The following is a 14,191-nucleotide window of genomic DNA, read 5'->3' on the forward strand; positions in this document are numbered from 1 at the left end:
GATCGCGGCCGCATGCCTTGTCGATCGTCAGCTCATCTCACGCGAGCGCGCCGGTTCGCCACCAGCGCGCTCGCGACCCGCATGGTCATACCGTCGGGACCGCAGCCCGGTCGAGGCTGCGCAGGAACGTCTCGGCCGCCTGATAGCCGACCACGCGCCCGATCTCGTTGCCGCTTCTATCGAAGAAGATGATGCCCGGCGGCCCGAACAGGTTGAAGCGTTTCAGCAGCGCCTGGTCGTCCGGGTTGTTCGCCGTGACATCCGCGCGCACGAGGTGAAGCCGCGCGAGCCGCGCCTGCACGCGTGCGTCGGTAAACGTCAGATGCTCCATCTCCTTGCAACTCACGCACCAGTCGGCGTAGAAATCGAGCATCACGGGCTGGCGCGACGTCTTCAGCAGCGTGTCGAGTTCGCCACTCGAGCGCACCGATGCGAATGCGGGCCCATCCTGCGCGGCGGCGGCGCCTGCCGCCGCCGTGCCGCCCGACGCAACCGTGCGTGCCGCCAGCACCGCCAACGGCTTGACCGGATCGGTCGATCCCGCGGCCAGGCCGACGAGCAGCGTGGCCGCCCAGATCGCGAGCGCAGCGCCCACGCCACGGCCGAGGCGACGCCAGATCGACGTGGCGCCGGCGTTCGGCGTGAACAGCCCGAGCGCCGCGGCCGCGATCAGCAACCACAACGCGGCGAGCACCATCTTCAGGCCACCGGCAAGCACCGGCCACACGATCCACAGCGCGGCTGCGAGCAGCACGATGCCGAAGAACACCTTCACGCCGTCCATCCATGCGCCGGCGCGCGGCAGTACCGTCCCGGCACCGACGCCGACGACCAGCAGCGGCACGCCCAGCCCCAGCCCCATCGCGAACAGCGCGGCACCGCCGAGCAGCGCATTGCCCGTGTGCGCGATGAAGGCGAGCACCGCAAACAGCGGCGCCGTCATGCATGCGCCGACGACCAGTGCGGACAGCGCGCCCATCGCCGCGACCGCGGCGAAATGGCCGCCCTGGCGCGCGCTCGATGCCCCGGCCGCGCCGTTCTGCCAGCGCGCGGGCAGCGCGATGTCCTTGCCCGAGATCAGCGAGACGGCAAACGCGGTCAGCAGCACGCCGAACGCACCGAGCACCCACGGGTTCTGCAGCCACGCGCCGAGGCTCTGGCCGACCAGCGCCGCGGCGATGCCGAGCACCGTGTACACGAGCGCCATGCCGACCACATAGGTCAGCGACAGCGCGAAGCCGCGCGCATGCGTCGCGCGTGTGCCCTGGCCGATGATGATCGCCGACACGATCGGAATCATCGGATACGAACACGGCAGGAGGCTCAGCACGACGCCCGCGACGAAATACAGCGCGACGATCGTGAAGAAGCCATGCCCTTCGAGCAGCGACTGCGCGAAATCGGCGCTCGTGACCTTGTCGAACCAGCTGCCCGCGGCCGCCGCATCGCCGGACGACGGCGACTGTGACGACGAAGCGGCGCCCAGCGCGGCGCCGTCGACCTTCACGACGTGCTCGGCCGGCGGATAGCAGATGCCCTCGTCCGCGCACCCCTGCGACGTCACCGCGAGCTCGAACGGGCCGGCCGCCTGCTTGACGGGCACGTGCACGACGACTTCGTCACGGTAGGTCTCGACATTCTTCTGGAACGTCTGGTCGAACTTCACGTGGCCGGGCGGGAATTGCGGATCGCCCAGCGTCGCCTGCCCGCTCTTCACCGCGAACGCGAACCGCTCGCGGTACAGGTAATAGCCATTGGCGACCTTGAAGCGGACTTCCACCTGTCCCGGCGATTCGCTCGCGCTGAACTTGAACGCCACCGACGGATCGAGGAAATCGTCGGCCGCACGCGCGACCGACAGGCCGCCCAGCACGAGCATGAACGACAACAGGACTGCGAGGAATCGCAGCGCGCGCACGCGCACGGGAAGCGCCATACCGTTAAACATGAAATAGACGTTGAGTTTCGCTGGTCACCCACTGGCCGTACGCGGCCGATGCCGTCGTCTGCCACGAGACGATTTCGGGCGTCTCGTAAGGATGATGCGCGAGAATAAATCGCTCCAGTTCGAGCGCCCGCACGGGGCTCGTCTTGAACAGCAACTGGATCTCGTCGGCCGTTTCGACCTTGCCTTGCCAGTGATAGCGCGACTTGATCGCACCGAGCTCCGACACGCACGCGGCAAGCCGCGCATCGAGCGCACCGTCTGAAAGCGTCCTGGCGGTCTCGGCATCGGGCACCGTCATCAACATCAGCACCACTATCATCCGCGCCCTCCTGGCTGGTCTATCGGCTCCTGCCGACGCGGATTGCCCATCTGGAACGCGCGCCGGCTGCCCCGTATCGTAGCGCAGCGCGCGCAACGCTGCCGGCACCGCCCTGCGACAATCGATCGCAGCCGGCGCCCGAAAAACAAAAAGGGCCAAGCAGTTGCTCGGCCCCTTTCAGATACTGCTGCGTACCGGAAGCTTACTCAGCTTCTTGCACGTCTGCCGTTTCGTCGACTTCCGGACGATCGAGCAGCTCGACCAGTGCCATCGGTGCGTTGTCGCCCACGCGGAAGCCGAACTTCAGCACGCGCAGGTAGCCGCCCGGACGGTTCGCGAAACGCGGACCGAGCACGTCAAACAGCTTCGCCACCGAGTCACGATCGCGCAGGCGGTTGAACGCCAGGCGACGGTTTGCCAGCGACGGCTTCTTGCCGAGCGTGATCAGCGGCTCGACGACTTTACGGAGTTCCTTCGCCTTCGGCAGCGTCGTCTTGATGACTTCGTGCTCGATCAGCGAGTTGGACATGTTACGGAGCATAGCCAGACGGTGGCTGCTCGTGCGGTTCAGTTTCCGCAGACCATGACGATGGCGCATTTCAGTTTCCTTGATTCAAAGTTTTGATCCAGCTCTTCTATCGCACCCCATGGGTGCACGGGCCGGTAACGAAAAAAAGCAAGATGCGGATTTTAAAGGAAAATCCGCATCTTTGCCAACTACAGTAACAACCAGGCTTACTTGTCGAGACCAGCCGGCGGCCAGTTTTCGAGCTTCATGCCCAGCGTGAGACCGCGCGAAGCGAGCACTTCCTTGATCTCGTTGAGCGACTTGCGACCGAGGTTCGGCGTCTTCAGCAGCTCGTTTTCCGTGCGCTGGATCAGGTCGCCGATGTAGTAGATGTTCTCGGCCTTCAGGCAATTCGCCGAACGAACCGTCAGCTCGAGATCGTCCACCGGACGCAGCAGGATCGGATCGATCTGCGGTGCACGCGACGGCGCTTCGGCTGCCGTTTCCGTGCCTTCCAGCGCCGCGAACACGGACAGCTGGTCGACCAGGATGCGGGCCGATTGACGGATCGCTTCTTCCGGCGTGATCACACCGCTCGTCTCGATGTTCATCACGAGCTTGTCGAGGTCGGTACGCTGCTCGACACGTGCGCTTTCGACGGCGTAGCTCACGCGGCGAACCGGCGAGAACGATGCGTCGAGGACGATGCGGCCGATGATCTTGGCCGTGTCTTCGCCGTAGCGACGAACGTTGCCGGGCACATAGCCGCGACCCTTTTCGATCTTGATCTGAACGTCGAGCTTGCCACCCTTCGACAGGTGCGCAATCACGTGATTCGGGTTGATGACTTCGCAGTCGTGAGCCAGCTCGATATCGCCGGCCGTGACAACTCCTTCACCTTCCTTGCGCAGCGTAACCGTCACTTCGTCACGGTTATGCAGCTTGAACACCACGCCCTTCAGGTTCAGCAGCAGGTTGACGACGTCTTCCTGCACGCCATCCAGCGTCGAGTACTCGTGCACCACGCCCGCGATCGTCACTTCGGTCGGCGCGTAGCCAACCATCGACGACAGCAGCACGCGGCGAAGCGCATTGCCCAAGGTGTGGCCGTAACCGCGTTCGAACGGTTCCATGACCACCCTCGCGTGGTTCTCGCCCAGCGATTCCACGGCGATGATCTTGGGTTTCAGCAAACTGGTTTGCATGGGCTTTCCTTTTCAATACCCTCGGCTCGTTACACCGATAAGGCTGACCGGTAACAACCAGAAAATAAACAGCCGAGGCCCCTCCTTGCGCAACGCAATCGGGGTACCTCGGCCGTCAATCGGATTAACGCGAATACAATTCGACGATCAGGCTTTCGTTGATGTCGCCTGCGATTTCAGCGCGTTCCGGCATTTGCTTGAACGTGCCTTCGAACTTCTTCGCATCGACTGCAACCCAGCTCGGCATGCCGCCTTGCTCGGCCAGCGACAGCGCTTCGACGATACGTGCCTGCTTCTTCGCCTTTTCGCGGATCGCGACGATGTCACCTGCCTTCACTTGCTGCGACGGGACGTTCGCGACGACGCCGTTCACGGTGATCGACTTGTGGCTCACCAGCTGACGCGCTTCAGCGCGGGTCGAGCCGAAGCCCATGCGATACACGACGTTGTCGAGACGCGACTCGAGCAGTTGCAGCAGGTTTTCACCCGTGTTGCCCTTGCGGCGGTCGGCTTCAGCGAAGTAGCGGCGGAACTGACGCTCCAGCACGCCGTAGATACGCTTGACCTTCTGTTTTTCGCGCAGCTGCGTACCGTAGTCGGACGTACGTGCGCCCGAGGTACGGCCGTGCTGACCCGGCTTGCTGTCGAGCTTGCACTTGTCGGCGAGCGAGCGGCGCGCGCTCTTCAGGAACAGGTCGGTGCCTTCACGGCGGGACAGCTTGGCCTTCGGGCCGATATAACGTGCCACTTTGCATTCCTCTATCAATCAGTCACGCAGATCTGAATCCGCGCTAGTTCGCGCCCTTTGGGGCGAACGGTGGGCTTAGTCAATCAAAAAAGCAACGCCCGTCGACGCTGAGCGGCGACAGGCAATGTGCTAGCACGAACGTGCCAGCACACCTTTAGATACGACGACGCTTCGGCGGACGGCAGCCGTTGTGCGGAATCGGGGTGACGTCCGAAATCGCGGTGATCTTGATGCCGAGGCCGTGCAGTGCGCGCACTGCCGACTCACGACCCGGGCCCGGGCCCTTGATCCGCACTTCCAGATTCTTCACGCCGTATTCCATCGCGACGCGGCCAGCCGACTCGGCTGCGACCTGGGCAGCGAACGGCGTCGATTTGCGCGAGCCCTTGAAGCCCTGACCGCCCGACGTCGCCCATGCCAGTGCGTTGCCTTGGCGATCGGTGATCGTGATGATCGTATTGTTGAACGACGCGTGAACGTGAACCACGCCTTCAGCGACGTTCTTCTTAACCTTCTTGCGAACGCGTTGCGCCGCGGTGTTCGAAGCCTTAGCCATTACGTTTTCCTGTAACTGTCAGTTCCGCTTACTTCTTCAGCGCTTGCGCTGCACGACGCGGACCCTTGCGAGTACGTGCGTTCGTACGCGTACGCTGACCGCGCATCGGCAGGCCCTTGCGATGACGAACACCACGGTAGCAACCGAGGTCCATCAGGCGCTTGATGTTCATCGTCACTTCACGGCGCAGATCGCCTTCGACGACAAACTTGCCCACTTCTTCACGCAGCTTTTCCAAGTCTGCGTCGGTCAAGTCCTTGACCTTCTTCGAAAAATCGACGCCAGCTGCCACGCAGATGCTGCGCGAACGGGTGCGGCCGACACCAAAGATTGCCGTCAGGCCGATCTCGGTGTGCTGGTGATTCGGGATGTTAACCCCTGCGATACGAGCCATTGTTTTTCCTCAAACAAAAAGCGCAAACAAACGCGCGGTCAGCCTTGGCGCTGCTTGTGGCGCGGATCCGAGCTGCAGATCACGCGAACGACGCCTTTGCGCTTGATGATCTTGCAATTGCGGCAAATGCGCTTAACCGATGCCATCACTTTCATGATAATACCCTTTTTTCAAATCACTTCGCCCGGAACACGATCCGCGCACGAGACAGATCGTAAGGCGTCAATTCAACCGTCACCTTGTCGCCCGGCAGGATGCGGATGTAGTGCATCCGCATCTTTCCGGAAATATGCCCCAACACGACATGGCCGTTTTCCAGCTTCACGCGGAAGGTCGCATTCGGGAGGTTTTCAATCACCTCACCCTGCATCTGGATTACATCGTCTTTGGCCATAGTCCTTTCAACGCATCGGGATGTTGCCGCCCTTGAAGTTTGCCTTCTTGAGCAGTGACTCATACTGTTGCGACATAACGTACGACTGCACCTGCGCCATAAAGTCCATCGTGACGACGACAATGATCAGCAGCGACGTTCCACCAAAATAAAACGGCACGTTCCAGCGCAGCACCAGAAACTCCGGCAGCAGACACACGAAGACGATGTAGATCGCACCGGCCAGCGTCAGACGCGTGAGGATGCGGTCGATATATCGTGCGGTCTGGTCGCCCGGGCGGATACCCGGAACAAACGCGCCGCTCTTCTTCAGGTTGTCTGCGGTTTCCCTGCTGTTGAACACCAGTGCGGTGTAGAAGAAGCAGAAAAACACGATCGCCAGCGTGTACAGCAGCACATAGACCGGCTGGCCCGGCTTCAGCGCTTCCGCAACGTTATGCAACGTATTGGAAATCCAGCTTCCCGTCGGCTGACCGGTACTGAACCAGCCGAGAATCGTTGCCGGGAACAGAATGATCGACGATGCGAAGATCGGCGGAATCACACCCGACATGTTCAGCTTCAGCGGCAGATGCGACGACTGCCCACCGTAGATCTTGTTGCCGACCTGGCGTTTCGCGTAGTTCACGAGGATCTTGCGCTGACCGCGTTCGATGAACACGACCAGGTAAGTCACCGCGGCGATCAGGACGACGATGATGATCGCCGAAATGATGCTCATCGAACCCGTACGCACCAGCTCGAACAACCCACCCACGGCATTCGGGAACCCTGCTGCGATCCCGCCGAAGATGATGATCGAGATACCGTTGCCCAGACCACGCTCGGTAATCTGCTCGCCGAGCCACATCAGGAACATCGTGCCCGTAACCAGCGTCACGACCGTCGTCAGACGGAACAGCATGCCGGGATCGGTGACGAGGCCCGGCTGGTTTTCCAGCGCAGCCGCGATACCGAACGCCTGGAAGGTCGCGAGCACCACGGTGAAATACCGCGTGTACTGCGTGATCTTCCGTTGCCCTGCCTGCCCTTCCTTCTTCAGCGCCTCGAGCTGCGGCGAGACAATCGCCAGCAACTGCATGATGATCGACGCCGAAATGTACGGCATGATCCCCAGCGCAAAGATCGTGAAGCGGGAAAGCGCGCCACCCGAGAACATGTTGAACATGCCCAGGATGCCGCCCGCCTGGCTCTGGAACAGCTTAGCCAGTTGATCCGGATCGATGCCCGGCACGGGAATGTGCGCGCCGATGCGATAGACGATCAGCGCCAGGAGCAAGAACATTGCTCGCCGGCGCAGATCGCCGAATTTCGCCGTGCTTCGACCGGGTTTTGCAAGACTCGGGCTGTTAGCCAAGTACCTTCTCCGATGAATGCAAGTGACGACGCGCTACGCGTGTCACTCGGCGAACGAACCGCCAGCCGCTTCGATCGCAGCGCGCGCACCCTTGGTGGCACCGAGACCCTTCACGACGATCTTGCGCTTCAGTTCGCCCGTCGCGATGATCTTTGCGCTCTTCGTCAGCTCACCGACCAGGCCGGCTTGCTTCAGTGCGAGCAGATCGATCTCGTCGACCGGCAGCTTCTCGAGGTCGCTCAGGCGCACTTCACCGACGAATTCCTTCGTCAGCGACGTGAAACCGCGCTTCGGCAGACGACGTTGCAGAGGCATCTGACCGCCTTCGAAACCGACTTTGTGGAAGCCGCCCGAACGCGATTTCTGACCCTTGTGACCACGGCCAGCCGTCTTGCCGAGGCCCGAACCGATGCCACGGCCGACGCGACGCTTGGCGTGCTTGGCGCCAGCTGCCGGCTTCAGGTTATTCAATTCCATATCAACTCCTTGATCCGTAGGGCCGCTTACGCGATGACCTTAACGAGGTACGAGACCTTGTTGATCATGCCGCGGACCGCCGGCGTGTCCTGAAGCTCGCTGACCGAGTTGAGTCGGCGCAGGCCCAGGCCACGCACGGTCGCGCGGTGCGATTCGCGGGTCCCGATCAGGCTCTTAACGAGCTGAACCTTGACAGTTTTTTCAGACATGGTGACCACCCGGGCTTAGCCCAAAATTTCTTCGACGGACTTGCCGCGCTTCGCCGCGATGTCTGCCGGGGTGGACTGCTTGCGCAGACCGTCCAGCGTGGCGCGAACGAGGTTGTACGGGTTCGTCGAACCGTGGCTCTTTGCCACGACGTTCTGAACGCCCATCACGTCGAACACTGCGCGCATCGGGCCGCCGGCGATCACGCCCGTACCTGCCTTCGCCGGAGCGAGGAGGACAGCGGATGCGCCATGCTTGCCGTGCACTTCGTGTTGCAGCGTGCCGTTCTTGAGCGGCACCTTGAACATGTTGCGGCGAGCTTGTTCCATTGCCTTCTGGACAGCGACCGGCACTTCCTTCGCCTTGCCCTTGCCCATACCGATGCGGCCATCACCGTCGCCAACCACGGTCAGTGCGGCGAAGCCGAGAATACGGCCACCCTTCACGACCTTGGTCACGCGATTGACCGAAATCATCTTTTCGCGAAGGCCGTCGTCGCGCTCGTCAGCCTGAACTTTCGCTTGCATCTTTGCCATGACGAATTCCTTCCTTAGAACTTGAGCCCAGCTTCGCGAGCTGCCTCAGCCAGCGCCTTGACGCGGCCGTGGTAGCGGAAGCCCGAGCGGTCGAAGGCGACGGATTCGATGCCGGCAGCCTTTGCCTTTTCGGCAATACGCTTGCCGATCAGCGTCGCAGCATTGACGTTGCCGCCCTTGCCCGACTTGTCGGCCAGTTCTGCGCGCACTTCAGCTTCGAGCGTCGACGCGCTGGCGAGCACCTTGGTGCCGCAGGGCGAGAACACTTGAGCGTAGATGTGCGTGTTCGTGCGATGCACGGCGAGACGCGCGACCTGCAGCTCAGCGATCTTGATACGCGTCTGGCGAGCGCGGCGCAGGCGAGATTGAGTCTTATCCATGATTGCGCACCCTTACTTCTTCTTCGTTTCTTTGAGGATCACAACCTCGTCGGAATAGCGCACGCCCTTGCCCTTGTAGGGCTCCGGCGGACGGTAACCGCGGACTTCCGCAGCCACTTGACCGACTTGTTGCTTGTTGATCCCCTTGATCACGATTTCGGTTTGCGTCGGGGTTTCTGCCTTGACGCCTTCCGGCATCTGGTGCACCACCGGGTGCGAGAAACCCAGCGACAGGTTCAGCTTGTCGCCTTGCGCTTGCGCACGATAACCGACGCCAACCAGCGTCAGCTTGCGCTCGAAACCCTTCGTCACGCCGTGCACGGCATTCGCGATAATCGCGCGCATCGTGCCCGACAGTGCATTTGCTTCGCGGCTTTCGTCCACCGGCGACAGGTTCAGCGTGCCGTCGTTGTTCGCCACGTTCACGAGCGGATTGATCGCTTGCGTGATGGTGCCCAACGGGCCCTTGACGGTGATCGCACCGTCGGCCAGCTTGACTTCCGCGCCTTGCAGCGCGATCGGGCTCTTACCTACTCGAGACATGTTTCTCTCTCCTCGGCTTTAAGCGACGTAGCAGATGACTTCGCCGCCGACGCCGGTAGCGCGCGCCTTGCGGTCGGTCATCACGCCCTTCGGCGTCGACACGATGGCCACACCGAGGCCATTCATGACCTGCGGGATGTCGTTACGGCCGCGGTACACGCGCAGGCCAGGCTTCGACACGCGTTCGATGCGCTCGATAACCGGACGGCCAGCGTAGTACTTCAGCGCGATATTCAGTTCGGACTTCGCACCTTCCGCCTTCACGGCGAAATCGTCGATATAGCCTTCGTCTTTCAGGACTTGCGCGATTGCAACCTTGACTTTCGACGAGGGCATCGACACCGATACCTTCTCGACCATCTGCCCGTTGCGGATGCGAGTCAGCATATCGGCGATAGGATCACTCATGCTCATTTACGTTTCTCCTATTACCAGCTCGCCTTGGTCAGGCCAGGAATCTCGCCACGGAATGCGATTTCACGAATCTTGTTACGCGCGAGGCCGAATTTACGGAACGTGCCACGCGGACGGCCCGTGATCGCGCAGCGGTTACGCTGGCGGGTCGGGTTTGCGTTGCGGGGCAGTTGCTGCAGCTCAAGGCGTGCTTCGTAGCGCTCTTCTTCCGACTTGCTTTGGTCTTCGACGATCGCCTTCAGCGCATCGCGCTTTGCTGCGAACTTCGCGACCAGGCGGGCGCGCTTCTTTTCACGTTCGATCAGTGCCAGTTTAGCCACGGTAACCTCAGTTTCTGAACGGGAACTTGAAGCTGGCGAGCAGAGCCTTTGCTTCGTCGTCGGTCTTCGCAGTCGTCGTGATGCTGATGTTCAGCCCACGCAGTGCGTCGATCTTGTCGTAGTCGATTTCGGGGAAAATGATCTGCTCTTTCACACCGATGTTGTAGTTGCCACGGCCATCGAAAGCACGACCCGACACACCGCGGAAGTCACGCACGCGGGGCAGGGCGACCGTCACGAAACGGTCGAGGAATTCGTACATTGCCTGGCCACGCAGCGTCACCATCGCGCCGATCGGGTAACCCTGGCGGATCTTGAAGCCTGCGATTGCCTTGCGCGCCTTCGTCACGACCGGCTTCTGACCAGCGATCTTCGTGAGGTCGCCAACGGCGTTCTCGATGATCTTCTTGTCAGCGATCGCTTCGCCAAGACCCATGTTCAGCGTGATCTTGGTGATGCGCGGCACTTCCATGACCGACTTGTAACCGAACTTCTCGATCAGGCCGGGCACAACCTTTTCTTTGTAAAACTCTTGAAAACGAGCCATTTTTTACTCCGCTGCGTCAGGCGCTCAGTACAGCACCGGTCGTCTTCAGGAAGCGAACTTTCTTGCCTTCCTCGACCTTGATGCCAACACGCGACGCCTTGCCATTCGCGTCGACCAGTGCGACGTTCGAAATATGCAGGGGCATCGTCTTCGCTTCCACGCCGCCAGTCGTACCCTTCATCGGGTTCGGCTTCACATGCTTCTTGACGAGGTTGATACCTTCAACCGTCACATGCTCTGCACCGACTGCCAGCACGACGCCGCGCTTGCCCTTGTCCTTGCCAGTGACGACGATGACTTCGTCACCTTTGCGAATCTTGTTCATCGCGACTCCTTACAGCACTTCCGGCGCCAGCGAAACGATCTTCATGAATCGTTCGCTACGCAGCTCACGCGTGACCGGCCCGAAGATACGGGTGCCGATCGGCTCGAGCTTGTTATTCAAAAGCACAGCGGCGTTGCCGTCGAACTTGATCAGCGAGCCGTCTTGACGGCGCACGCCCTTGGCGGTGCGGACCACCACGGCGTTGTAAATTTCGCCTTTCTTCACGCGCCCGCGCGGCGTTGCCTCTTTGACGCTCACCTTGATGATGTCGCCAATGCCGGCATAACGACGCTTCGAGCCGCCGAGCACCTTGATGCACAGGACTTCACGTGCACCCGTGTTGTCGGCTACTTCGAGCCGAGATTCGGTCTGGATCATGGTTTGTCTTTCCCAACTTAATCCGGATGCACCACCATGATGCATTCGGTCAGTCTTGGTCCCGTCAGCCAATCGGCTGCTTGGGTTGGAACAGCAGCGACGGCAAACGAAACCCGCCATCGCAATTCGGTGAATCTTTCGGACAGGCAGGCGCCAGTCCGCTTCCCCCACCAACTTCGCCCGCGACGGGGCTCCCATAAAGAGGGAAGACCAGGATTATAACAAATAATCCTGGTCACGCAAGCAAATACTTTGCGATTTCAAGCACTTCGCGGAGAAGTGCCTGTTACTGCCTACTGCGCTGCCCGCTTAGATGACGCGAGCTGCTTCGACGAGGCGCGACACCGTCCAGGCCTTCGTCTTCGAAACAGGACGAGTTTCCTGGATTTCGACGAGATCGCCTTCGTTGTAGGTGTTCGCTTCATCGTGCGCGTGGTACTTCTTCGAACGCACGACATACTTGCCGTAGATCGGGTGCTTGACGCGGTGCTCGATCAGCACGGTGACGGTCTTGTCCATCTTGTTGCTGACGACCCGACCGACCAGCGTCCGCTTCAGCGAGGTTTTCACGCTATCGTTCATTTCTGGTTCGCCTTCTGAGTCATGACGGTCCGCACACGTGCGATGTCGCGACGAACCTTCTTCAGCTGGCTCGTGTTGGTGAGCTGCTGGGTCGCGAGTTGCATGCGCAGGCCGAATTGCGCCTTCAGCAGGTCCGCCAGCTCCTTGTTGAGCGCGGCCTGGTCTTTCTGGAGAAGTTCGGAAGCCTTCATATTTTCTCCTTAGGCGCCGAGCTGGCGCACGATGAACGCCGTCTTCAGCGGCAGCTTGGCTGCAGCCAGACGGAACGCTTCGCGTGCCAGTTCTTCGGTTACGCCGTCCATTTCATAGAGCATCTTGCCCGGCTGAATCTCGGCGACGTAGTACTCCGGGTTACCCTTACCGTTACCCATACGCACTTCGGCCGGCTTCTGCGAAATCGGCTTGTCCGGGAAGATCCGGATCCAGATGCGGCCGCCACGCTTGATGTGACGCGTCATTGCACGACGCGCCGCTTCAATCTGGCGTGCGGTCAAACGACCGCGACCGATAGCCTTCAGGCCGAATTCACCGAACGACACTGCGTTGCCGCGCGTCGCCTTGCCGGTGTTACGACCCTTCTGCTCTTTACGATACTTTCTGCGTTTCGGTTGCAGCATCGTTATTCTCCAGTCTTGCCGTCTTCGGGCTTGCCGGCGCCACGGCGCGGTGCGCCACGACGAGCACCCGGAGCGCCGCCTTCGCCGTCACGGCGCGGACGACGGTCGCCCGGACGCGCATTGCGACGCGGACGCTTGTCTTCGGCTACTTCTTCCACCACCGGTGCGTCGTTGCGGCCGAGCGTATCGCCCTTGTAGACCCACACCTTGACGCCGATGATCCCGTAAGTCGTCTTCGCTTCCGAAGTCGCGTAGTCGATATCAGCACGCAGCGTGTGAAGCGGCACGCGACCTTCGCGATACCATTCCGTACGAGCGATTTCGATACCGTTCAGACGGCCTGCGCTCATGATCTTGATGCCTTGGGCACCCAGACGCATCGCGTTCTGCATCGCACGCTTCATCGCGCGACGGAACATGATCCGGCGCTCGAGCTGTTGCGTGATCGAGTCAGCGATCAGCTGAGCATCGGTTTCCGGCTTGCGGATTTCTTCGATGTTGACGTGAACCGGCACGCCCATGCGGCGTTGCAGTTCCGTCTTCAGCTGTTCGATATCCTCGCCCTTCTTGCCGATGACCACGCCCGGACGCGAGCTGTAAATCGTGATGCGCGCGTTCTTCGCCGGACGCTCGATGACCACCCGACCGACCGAAGCGTTCTTCAGCTTCTTCTTCAGGTATTCACGAACACCGATGTCTTCCTGCAGCATCGCCGCGAAATTGTTGTTGTTCGCGTACCAACGCGAAGCCCAATTGCGGCTGACAGCCAGGCGGAAGCCAGTCGGATGAATTTTCTGTCCCATCGTATGGCTCCTTAATTCCCGACCGTCACAGTGATGTGACAGGATTGCTTCTCGATGCGGTTACCGCGGCCCTTGGCGCGCGCGGTGAAACGCTTGAGCGATGCAGCCTTGTCGACGTAGATGCTCTTGATCTTGAGCTCGTCGATATCAGCGCCTTCGTTGTGCTCCGCATTCGCGATTGCCGACAGCACAACCTTCTTCACGATGCCAGCCGCCTTCTTCGGCGAGAACGTCAGAACGTTCAGCGCCTTGTCGACCGGCAAACCGCGGATCTGGTCAGCCACAAGGCGCGTTTTCTGCGCCGAGATGCGGGCACCGCGATGAATTGCTTTCACTTCCATCTTGATTGCCCCTTATTTCTTGGCCTTCTTGTCGGCTGCGTGACCCTTGAACGTACGGGTCAGTGCGAACTCGCCAAGCTTGTGGCCGACCATGTTTTCCGAGATGTACACCGGAACGTGTTGACGGCCGTTGTGAACAGCGATCGTCAGGCCGATGAAATCCGGCAGAATCGTCGAGCGACGCGACCAGGTCTTGATCGGCTTTTTGTCGCGCGAAGCTGCAGCCGCCTCAACTTTCTTCAGCAAATGGGCGTCGCAGAACGGACCTTTTTTAACAGAACGTGCCATTGCC

General features: G+C 60.8%; 26 protein-coding genes. All 26 read right to left on the reverse strand.

All coding sequences use genetic code 11. The annotated features are described in order from the left end of the window. Positions 1-85: 85 nt before the first annotated feature. The 26 genes from dsbD to rpsS all read right to left on the reverse strand — a co-directional run bounded on the left by dsbD (position 86) and on the right by rpsS (position 14,187). The gene (gene dsbD, locus FFS49_RS12295) at positions 86-1,948 is read right to left on the reverse strand and encodes a protein-disulfide reductase DsbD (RefSeq protein ID WP_105815683.1); all 1,863 of its coding nucleotides are present in this window, start codon (positions 1,946-1,948) and stop codon (positions 86-88) included. Then, positions 1,941-2,267 (reverse strand): divalent-cation tolerance protein CutA, encoded by a 327-nt coding sequence (gene cutA / locus FFS49_RS12300; protein WP_105815684.1) that lies wholly within the window; start codon positions 2,265-2,267, stop codon positions 1,941-1,943. Before cutA ends, dsbD begins: the two co-directional genes overlap by 8 nt. A 202-nt stretch (positions 2,268-2,469) precedes the next feature. Next, complete coding sequence (gene rplQ, locus FFS49_RS12305) at positions 2,470-2,865, reverse strand: 50S ribosomal protein L17 (RefSeq protein WP_039366787.1); 396 nt, start codon at positions 2,863-2,865, stop codon at positions 2,470-2,472. Between the two features lie 137 nt (positions 2,866-3,002). Next, positions 3,003-3,980 carry a DNA-directed RNA polymerase subunit alpha gene (gene rpoA, locus FFS49_RS12310; protein ID WP_006477176.1) on the reverse strand — a complete coding sequence of 326 codons (978 nt, stop codon included), beginning with the start codon at positions 3,978-3,980 and terminating at the stop codon, positions 3,003-3,005. Between the two features lie 124 nt (positions 3,981-4,104). Beyond that, positions 4,105-4,728 (reverse strand): 30S ribosomal protein S4, encoded by a 624-nt coding sequence (rpsD, locus tag FFS49_RS12315; RefSeq protein WP_021161733.1) that lies wholly within the window; start codon positions 4,726-4,728, stop codon positions 4,105-4,107. A gap of 154 nt (positions 4,729-4,882) precedes the next feature. Continuing rightward, a complete protein-coding gene (rpsK, locus tag FFS49_RS12320; RefSeq protein ID WP_004197937.1) occupies positions 4,883-5,284 on the reverse strand; it encodes a 30S ribosomal protein S11 in 402 nt (133 codons plus the stop codon). Positions 5,285-5,312: 28 nt separating this feature from the next. Beyond that, entirely contained in the window at positions 5,313-5,678 is a 366-nt protein-coding gene (rpsM, locus tag FFS49_RS12325; protein ID WP_006477178.1) for a 30S ribosomal protein S13, read from the reverse strand. Between the two features lie 38 nt (positions 5,679-5,716). Continuing rightward, positions 5,717-5,833 (reverse strand): 50S ribosomal protein L36, encoded by a 117-nt coding sequence (gene rpmJ / locus FFS49_RS12330; RefSeq protein WP_004199844.1) that lies wholly within the window; start codon positions 5,831-5,833, stop codon positions 5,717-5,719. A gap of 20 nt (positions 5,834-5,853) precedes the next feature. Continuing rightward, complete coding sequence (gene infA, locus FFS49_RS12335) at positions 5,854-6,072, reverse strand: translation initiation factor IF-1 (RefSeq protein WP_004521905.1); 219 nt, start codon at positions 6,070-6,072, stop codon at positions 5,854-5,856. Between the two features lie 7 nt (positions 6,073-6,079). Next, positions 6,080-7,429, reverse strand: coding sequence for a preprotein translocase subunit SecY (secY, locus tag FFS49_RS12340; RefSeq protein ID WP_006482915.1), 1,350 nt, complete (start codon positions 7,427-7,429; stop codon positions 6,080-6,082). 42 nt (positions 7,430-7,471) lie between these two features. Continuing rightward, positions 7,472-7,906 (reverse strand): 50S ribosomal protein L15, encoded by a 435-nt coding sequence (gene rplO, locus FFS49_RS12345; RefSeq protein WP_006477180.1) that lies wholly within the window; start codon positions 7,904-7,906, stop codon positions 7,472-7,474. A 26-nt stretch (positions 7,907-7,932) separates the two neighbouring features. Continuing rightward, positions 7,933-8,115, reverse strand: coding sequence for a 50S ribosomal protein L30 (gene rpmD / locus FFS49_RS12350; protein WP_006400644.1), 183 nt, complete (start codon positions 8,113-8,115; stop codon positions 7,933-7,935). Between the two features lie 15 nt (positions 8,116-8,130). Beyond that, positions 8,131-8,649 (reverse strand): 30S ribosomal protein S5, encoded by a 519-nt coding sequence (gene rpsE / locus FFS49_RS12355; protein ID WP_006482895.1) that lies wholly within the window; start codon positions 8,647-8,649, stop codon positions 8,131-8,133. A 14-nt stretch (positions 8,650-8,663) separates the two neighbouring features. Then, positions 8,664-9,029, reverse strand: a complete 366-nt coding sequence (gene rplR / locus FFS49_RS12360) for a 50S ribosomal protein L18 (RefSeq protein ID WP_006477183.1) — start codon at positions 9,027-9,029, stop codon at positions 8,664-8,666. A 12-nt stretch (positions 9,030-9,041) separates the two neighbouring features. Next, positions 9,042-9,572, reverse strand: a complete 531-nt coding sequence (rplF, locus tag FFS49_RS12365; protein ID WP_006758786.1) for a 50S ribosomal protein L6 — start codon at positions 9,570-9,572, stop codon at positions 9,042-9,044. Positions 9,573-9,590: 18 nt separating this feature from the next. Beyond that, positions 9,591-9,986, reverse strand: coding sequence for a 30S ribosomal protein S8 (gene rpsH, locus FFS49_RS12370; RefSeq protein WP_011350677.1), 396 nt, complete (start codon positions 9,984-9,986; stop codon positions 9,591-9,593). A gap of 14 nt (positions 9,987-10,000) precedes the next feature. Continuing rightward, positions 10,001-10,306 (reverse strand): 30S ribosomal protein S14, encoded by a 306-nt coding sequence (gene rpsN, locus FFS49_RS12375; RefSeq protein WP_011350676.1) that lies wholly within the window; start codon positions 10,304-10,306, stop codon positions 10,001-10,003. Between the two features lie 7 nt (positions 10,307-10,313). Continuing rightward, complete coding sequence (rplE, locus tag FFS49_RS12380; RefSeq protein ID WP_006477186.1) at positions 10,314-10,853, reverse strand: 50S ribosomal protein L5; 540 nt, start codon at positions 10,851-10,853, stop codon at positions 10,314-10,316. Positions 10,854-10,869: 16 nt separating this feature from the next. Further along, on the reverse strand, positions 10,870-11,178 hold the full coding sequence (rplX, locus tag FFS49_RS12385; RefSeq protein WP_006477187.1) for a 50S ribosomal protein L24: 309 nt from the start codon (positions 11,176-11,178) through the stop codon (positions 10,870-10,872). A gap of 9 nt (positions 11,179-11,187) precedes the next feature. Beyond that, positions 11,188-11,556: a 50S ribosomal protein L14 gene (gene rplN, locus FFS49_RS12390; RefSeq protein WP_006482918.1), complete on the reverse strand. Its 369-nt coding sequence runs from the start codon at positions 11,554-11,556 to the stop codon at positions 11,188-11,190. Between the two features lie 309 nt (positions 11,557-11,865). Beyond that, positions 11,866-12,138 carry a 30S ribosomal protein S17 gene (gene rpsQ / locus FFS49_RS12395; protein ID WP_006477189.1) on the reverse strand — a complete coding sequence of 91 codons (273 nt, stop codon included), beginning with the start codon at positions 12,136-12,138 and terminating at the stop codon, positions 11,866-11,868. Beyond that, the gene (gene rpmC, locus FFS49_RS12400) at positions 12,135-12,329 is read right to left on the reverse strand and encodes a 50S ribosomal protein L29 (RefSeq protein ID WP_006400652.1); all 195 of its coding nucleotides are present in this window, start codon (positions 12,327-12,329) and stop codon (positions 12,135-12,137) included. Before rpmC ends, rpsQ begins: the two co-directional genes overlap by 4 nt. A 9-nt stretch (positions 12,330-12,338) precedes the next feature. Further along, on the reverse strand, positions 12,339-12,755 hold the full coding sequence (rplP, locus tag FFS49_RS12405) for a 50S ribosomal protein L16 (RefSeq protein WP_006482873.1): 417 nt from the start codon (positions 12,753-12,755) through the stop codon (positions 12,339-12,341). Positions 12,756-12,757: 2 nt separating this feature from the next. Further along, complete coding sequence (gene rpsC / locus FFS49_RS12410) at positions 12,758-13,558, reverse strand: 30S ribosomal protein S3 (RefSeq protein WP_006482899.1); 801 nt, start codon at positions 13,556-13,558, stop codon at positions 12,758-12,760. An 11-nt stretch (positions 13,559-13,569) separates the two neighbouring features. After that, positions 13,570-13,899, reverse strand: coding sequence for a 50S ribosomal protein L22 (gene rplV / locus FFS49_RS12415; RefSeq protein WP_004199272.1), 330 nt, complete (start codon positions 13,897-13,899; stop codon positions 13,570-13,572). Between the two features lie 12 nt (positions 13,900-13,911). Then, positions 13,912-14,187 carry a 30S ribosomal protein S19 gene (gene rpsS, locus FFS49_RS12420; protein ID WP_004199273.1) on the reverse strand — a complete coding sequence of 92 codons (276 nt, stop codon included), beginning with the start codon at positions 14,185-14,187 and terminating at the stop codon, positions 13,912-13,914. Positions 14,188-14,191 lie beyond the last annotated feature (4 nt).

It is taken from the genome of Burkholderia sp. 4NA327C6 (assembly GCF_005502655.1).
GTDB classification, from domain to species: Bacteria; Pseudomonadota; Gammaproteobacteria; order Burkholderiales; family Burkholderiaceae; genus Burkholderia; species Burkholderia contaminans.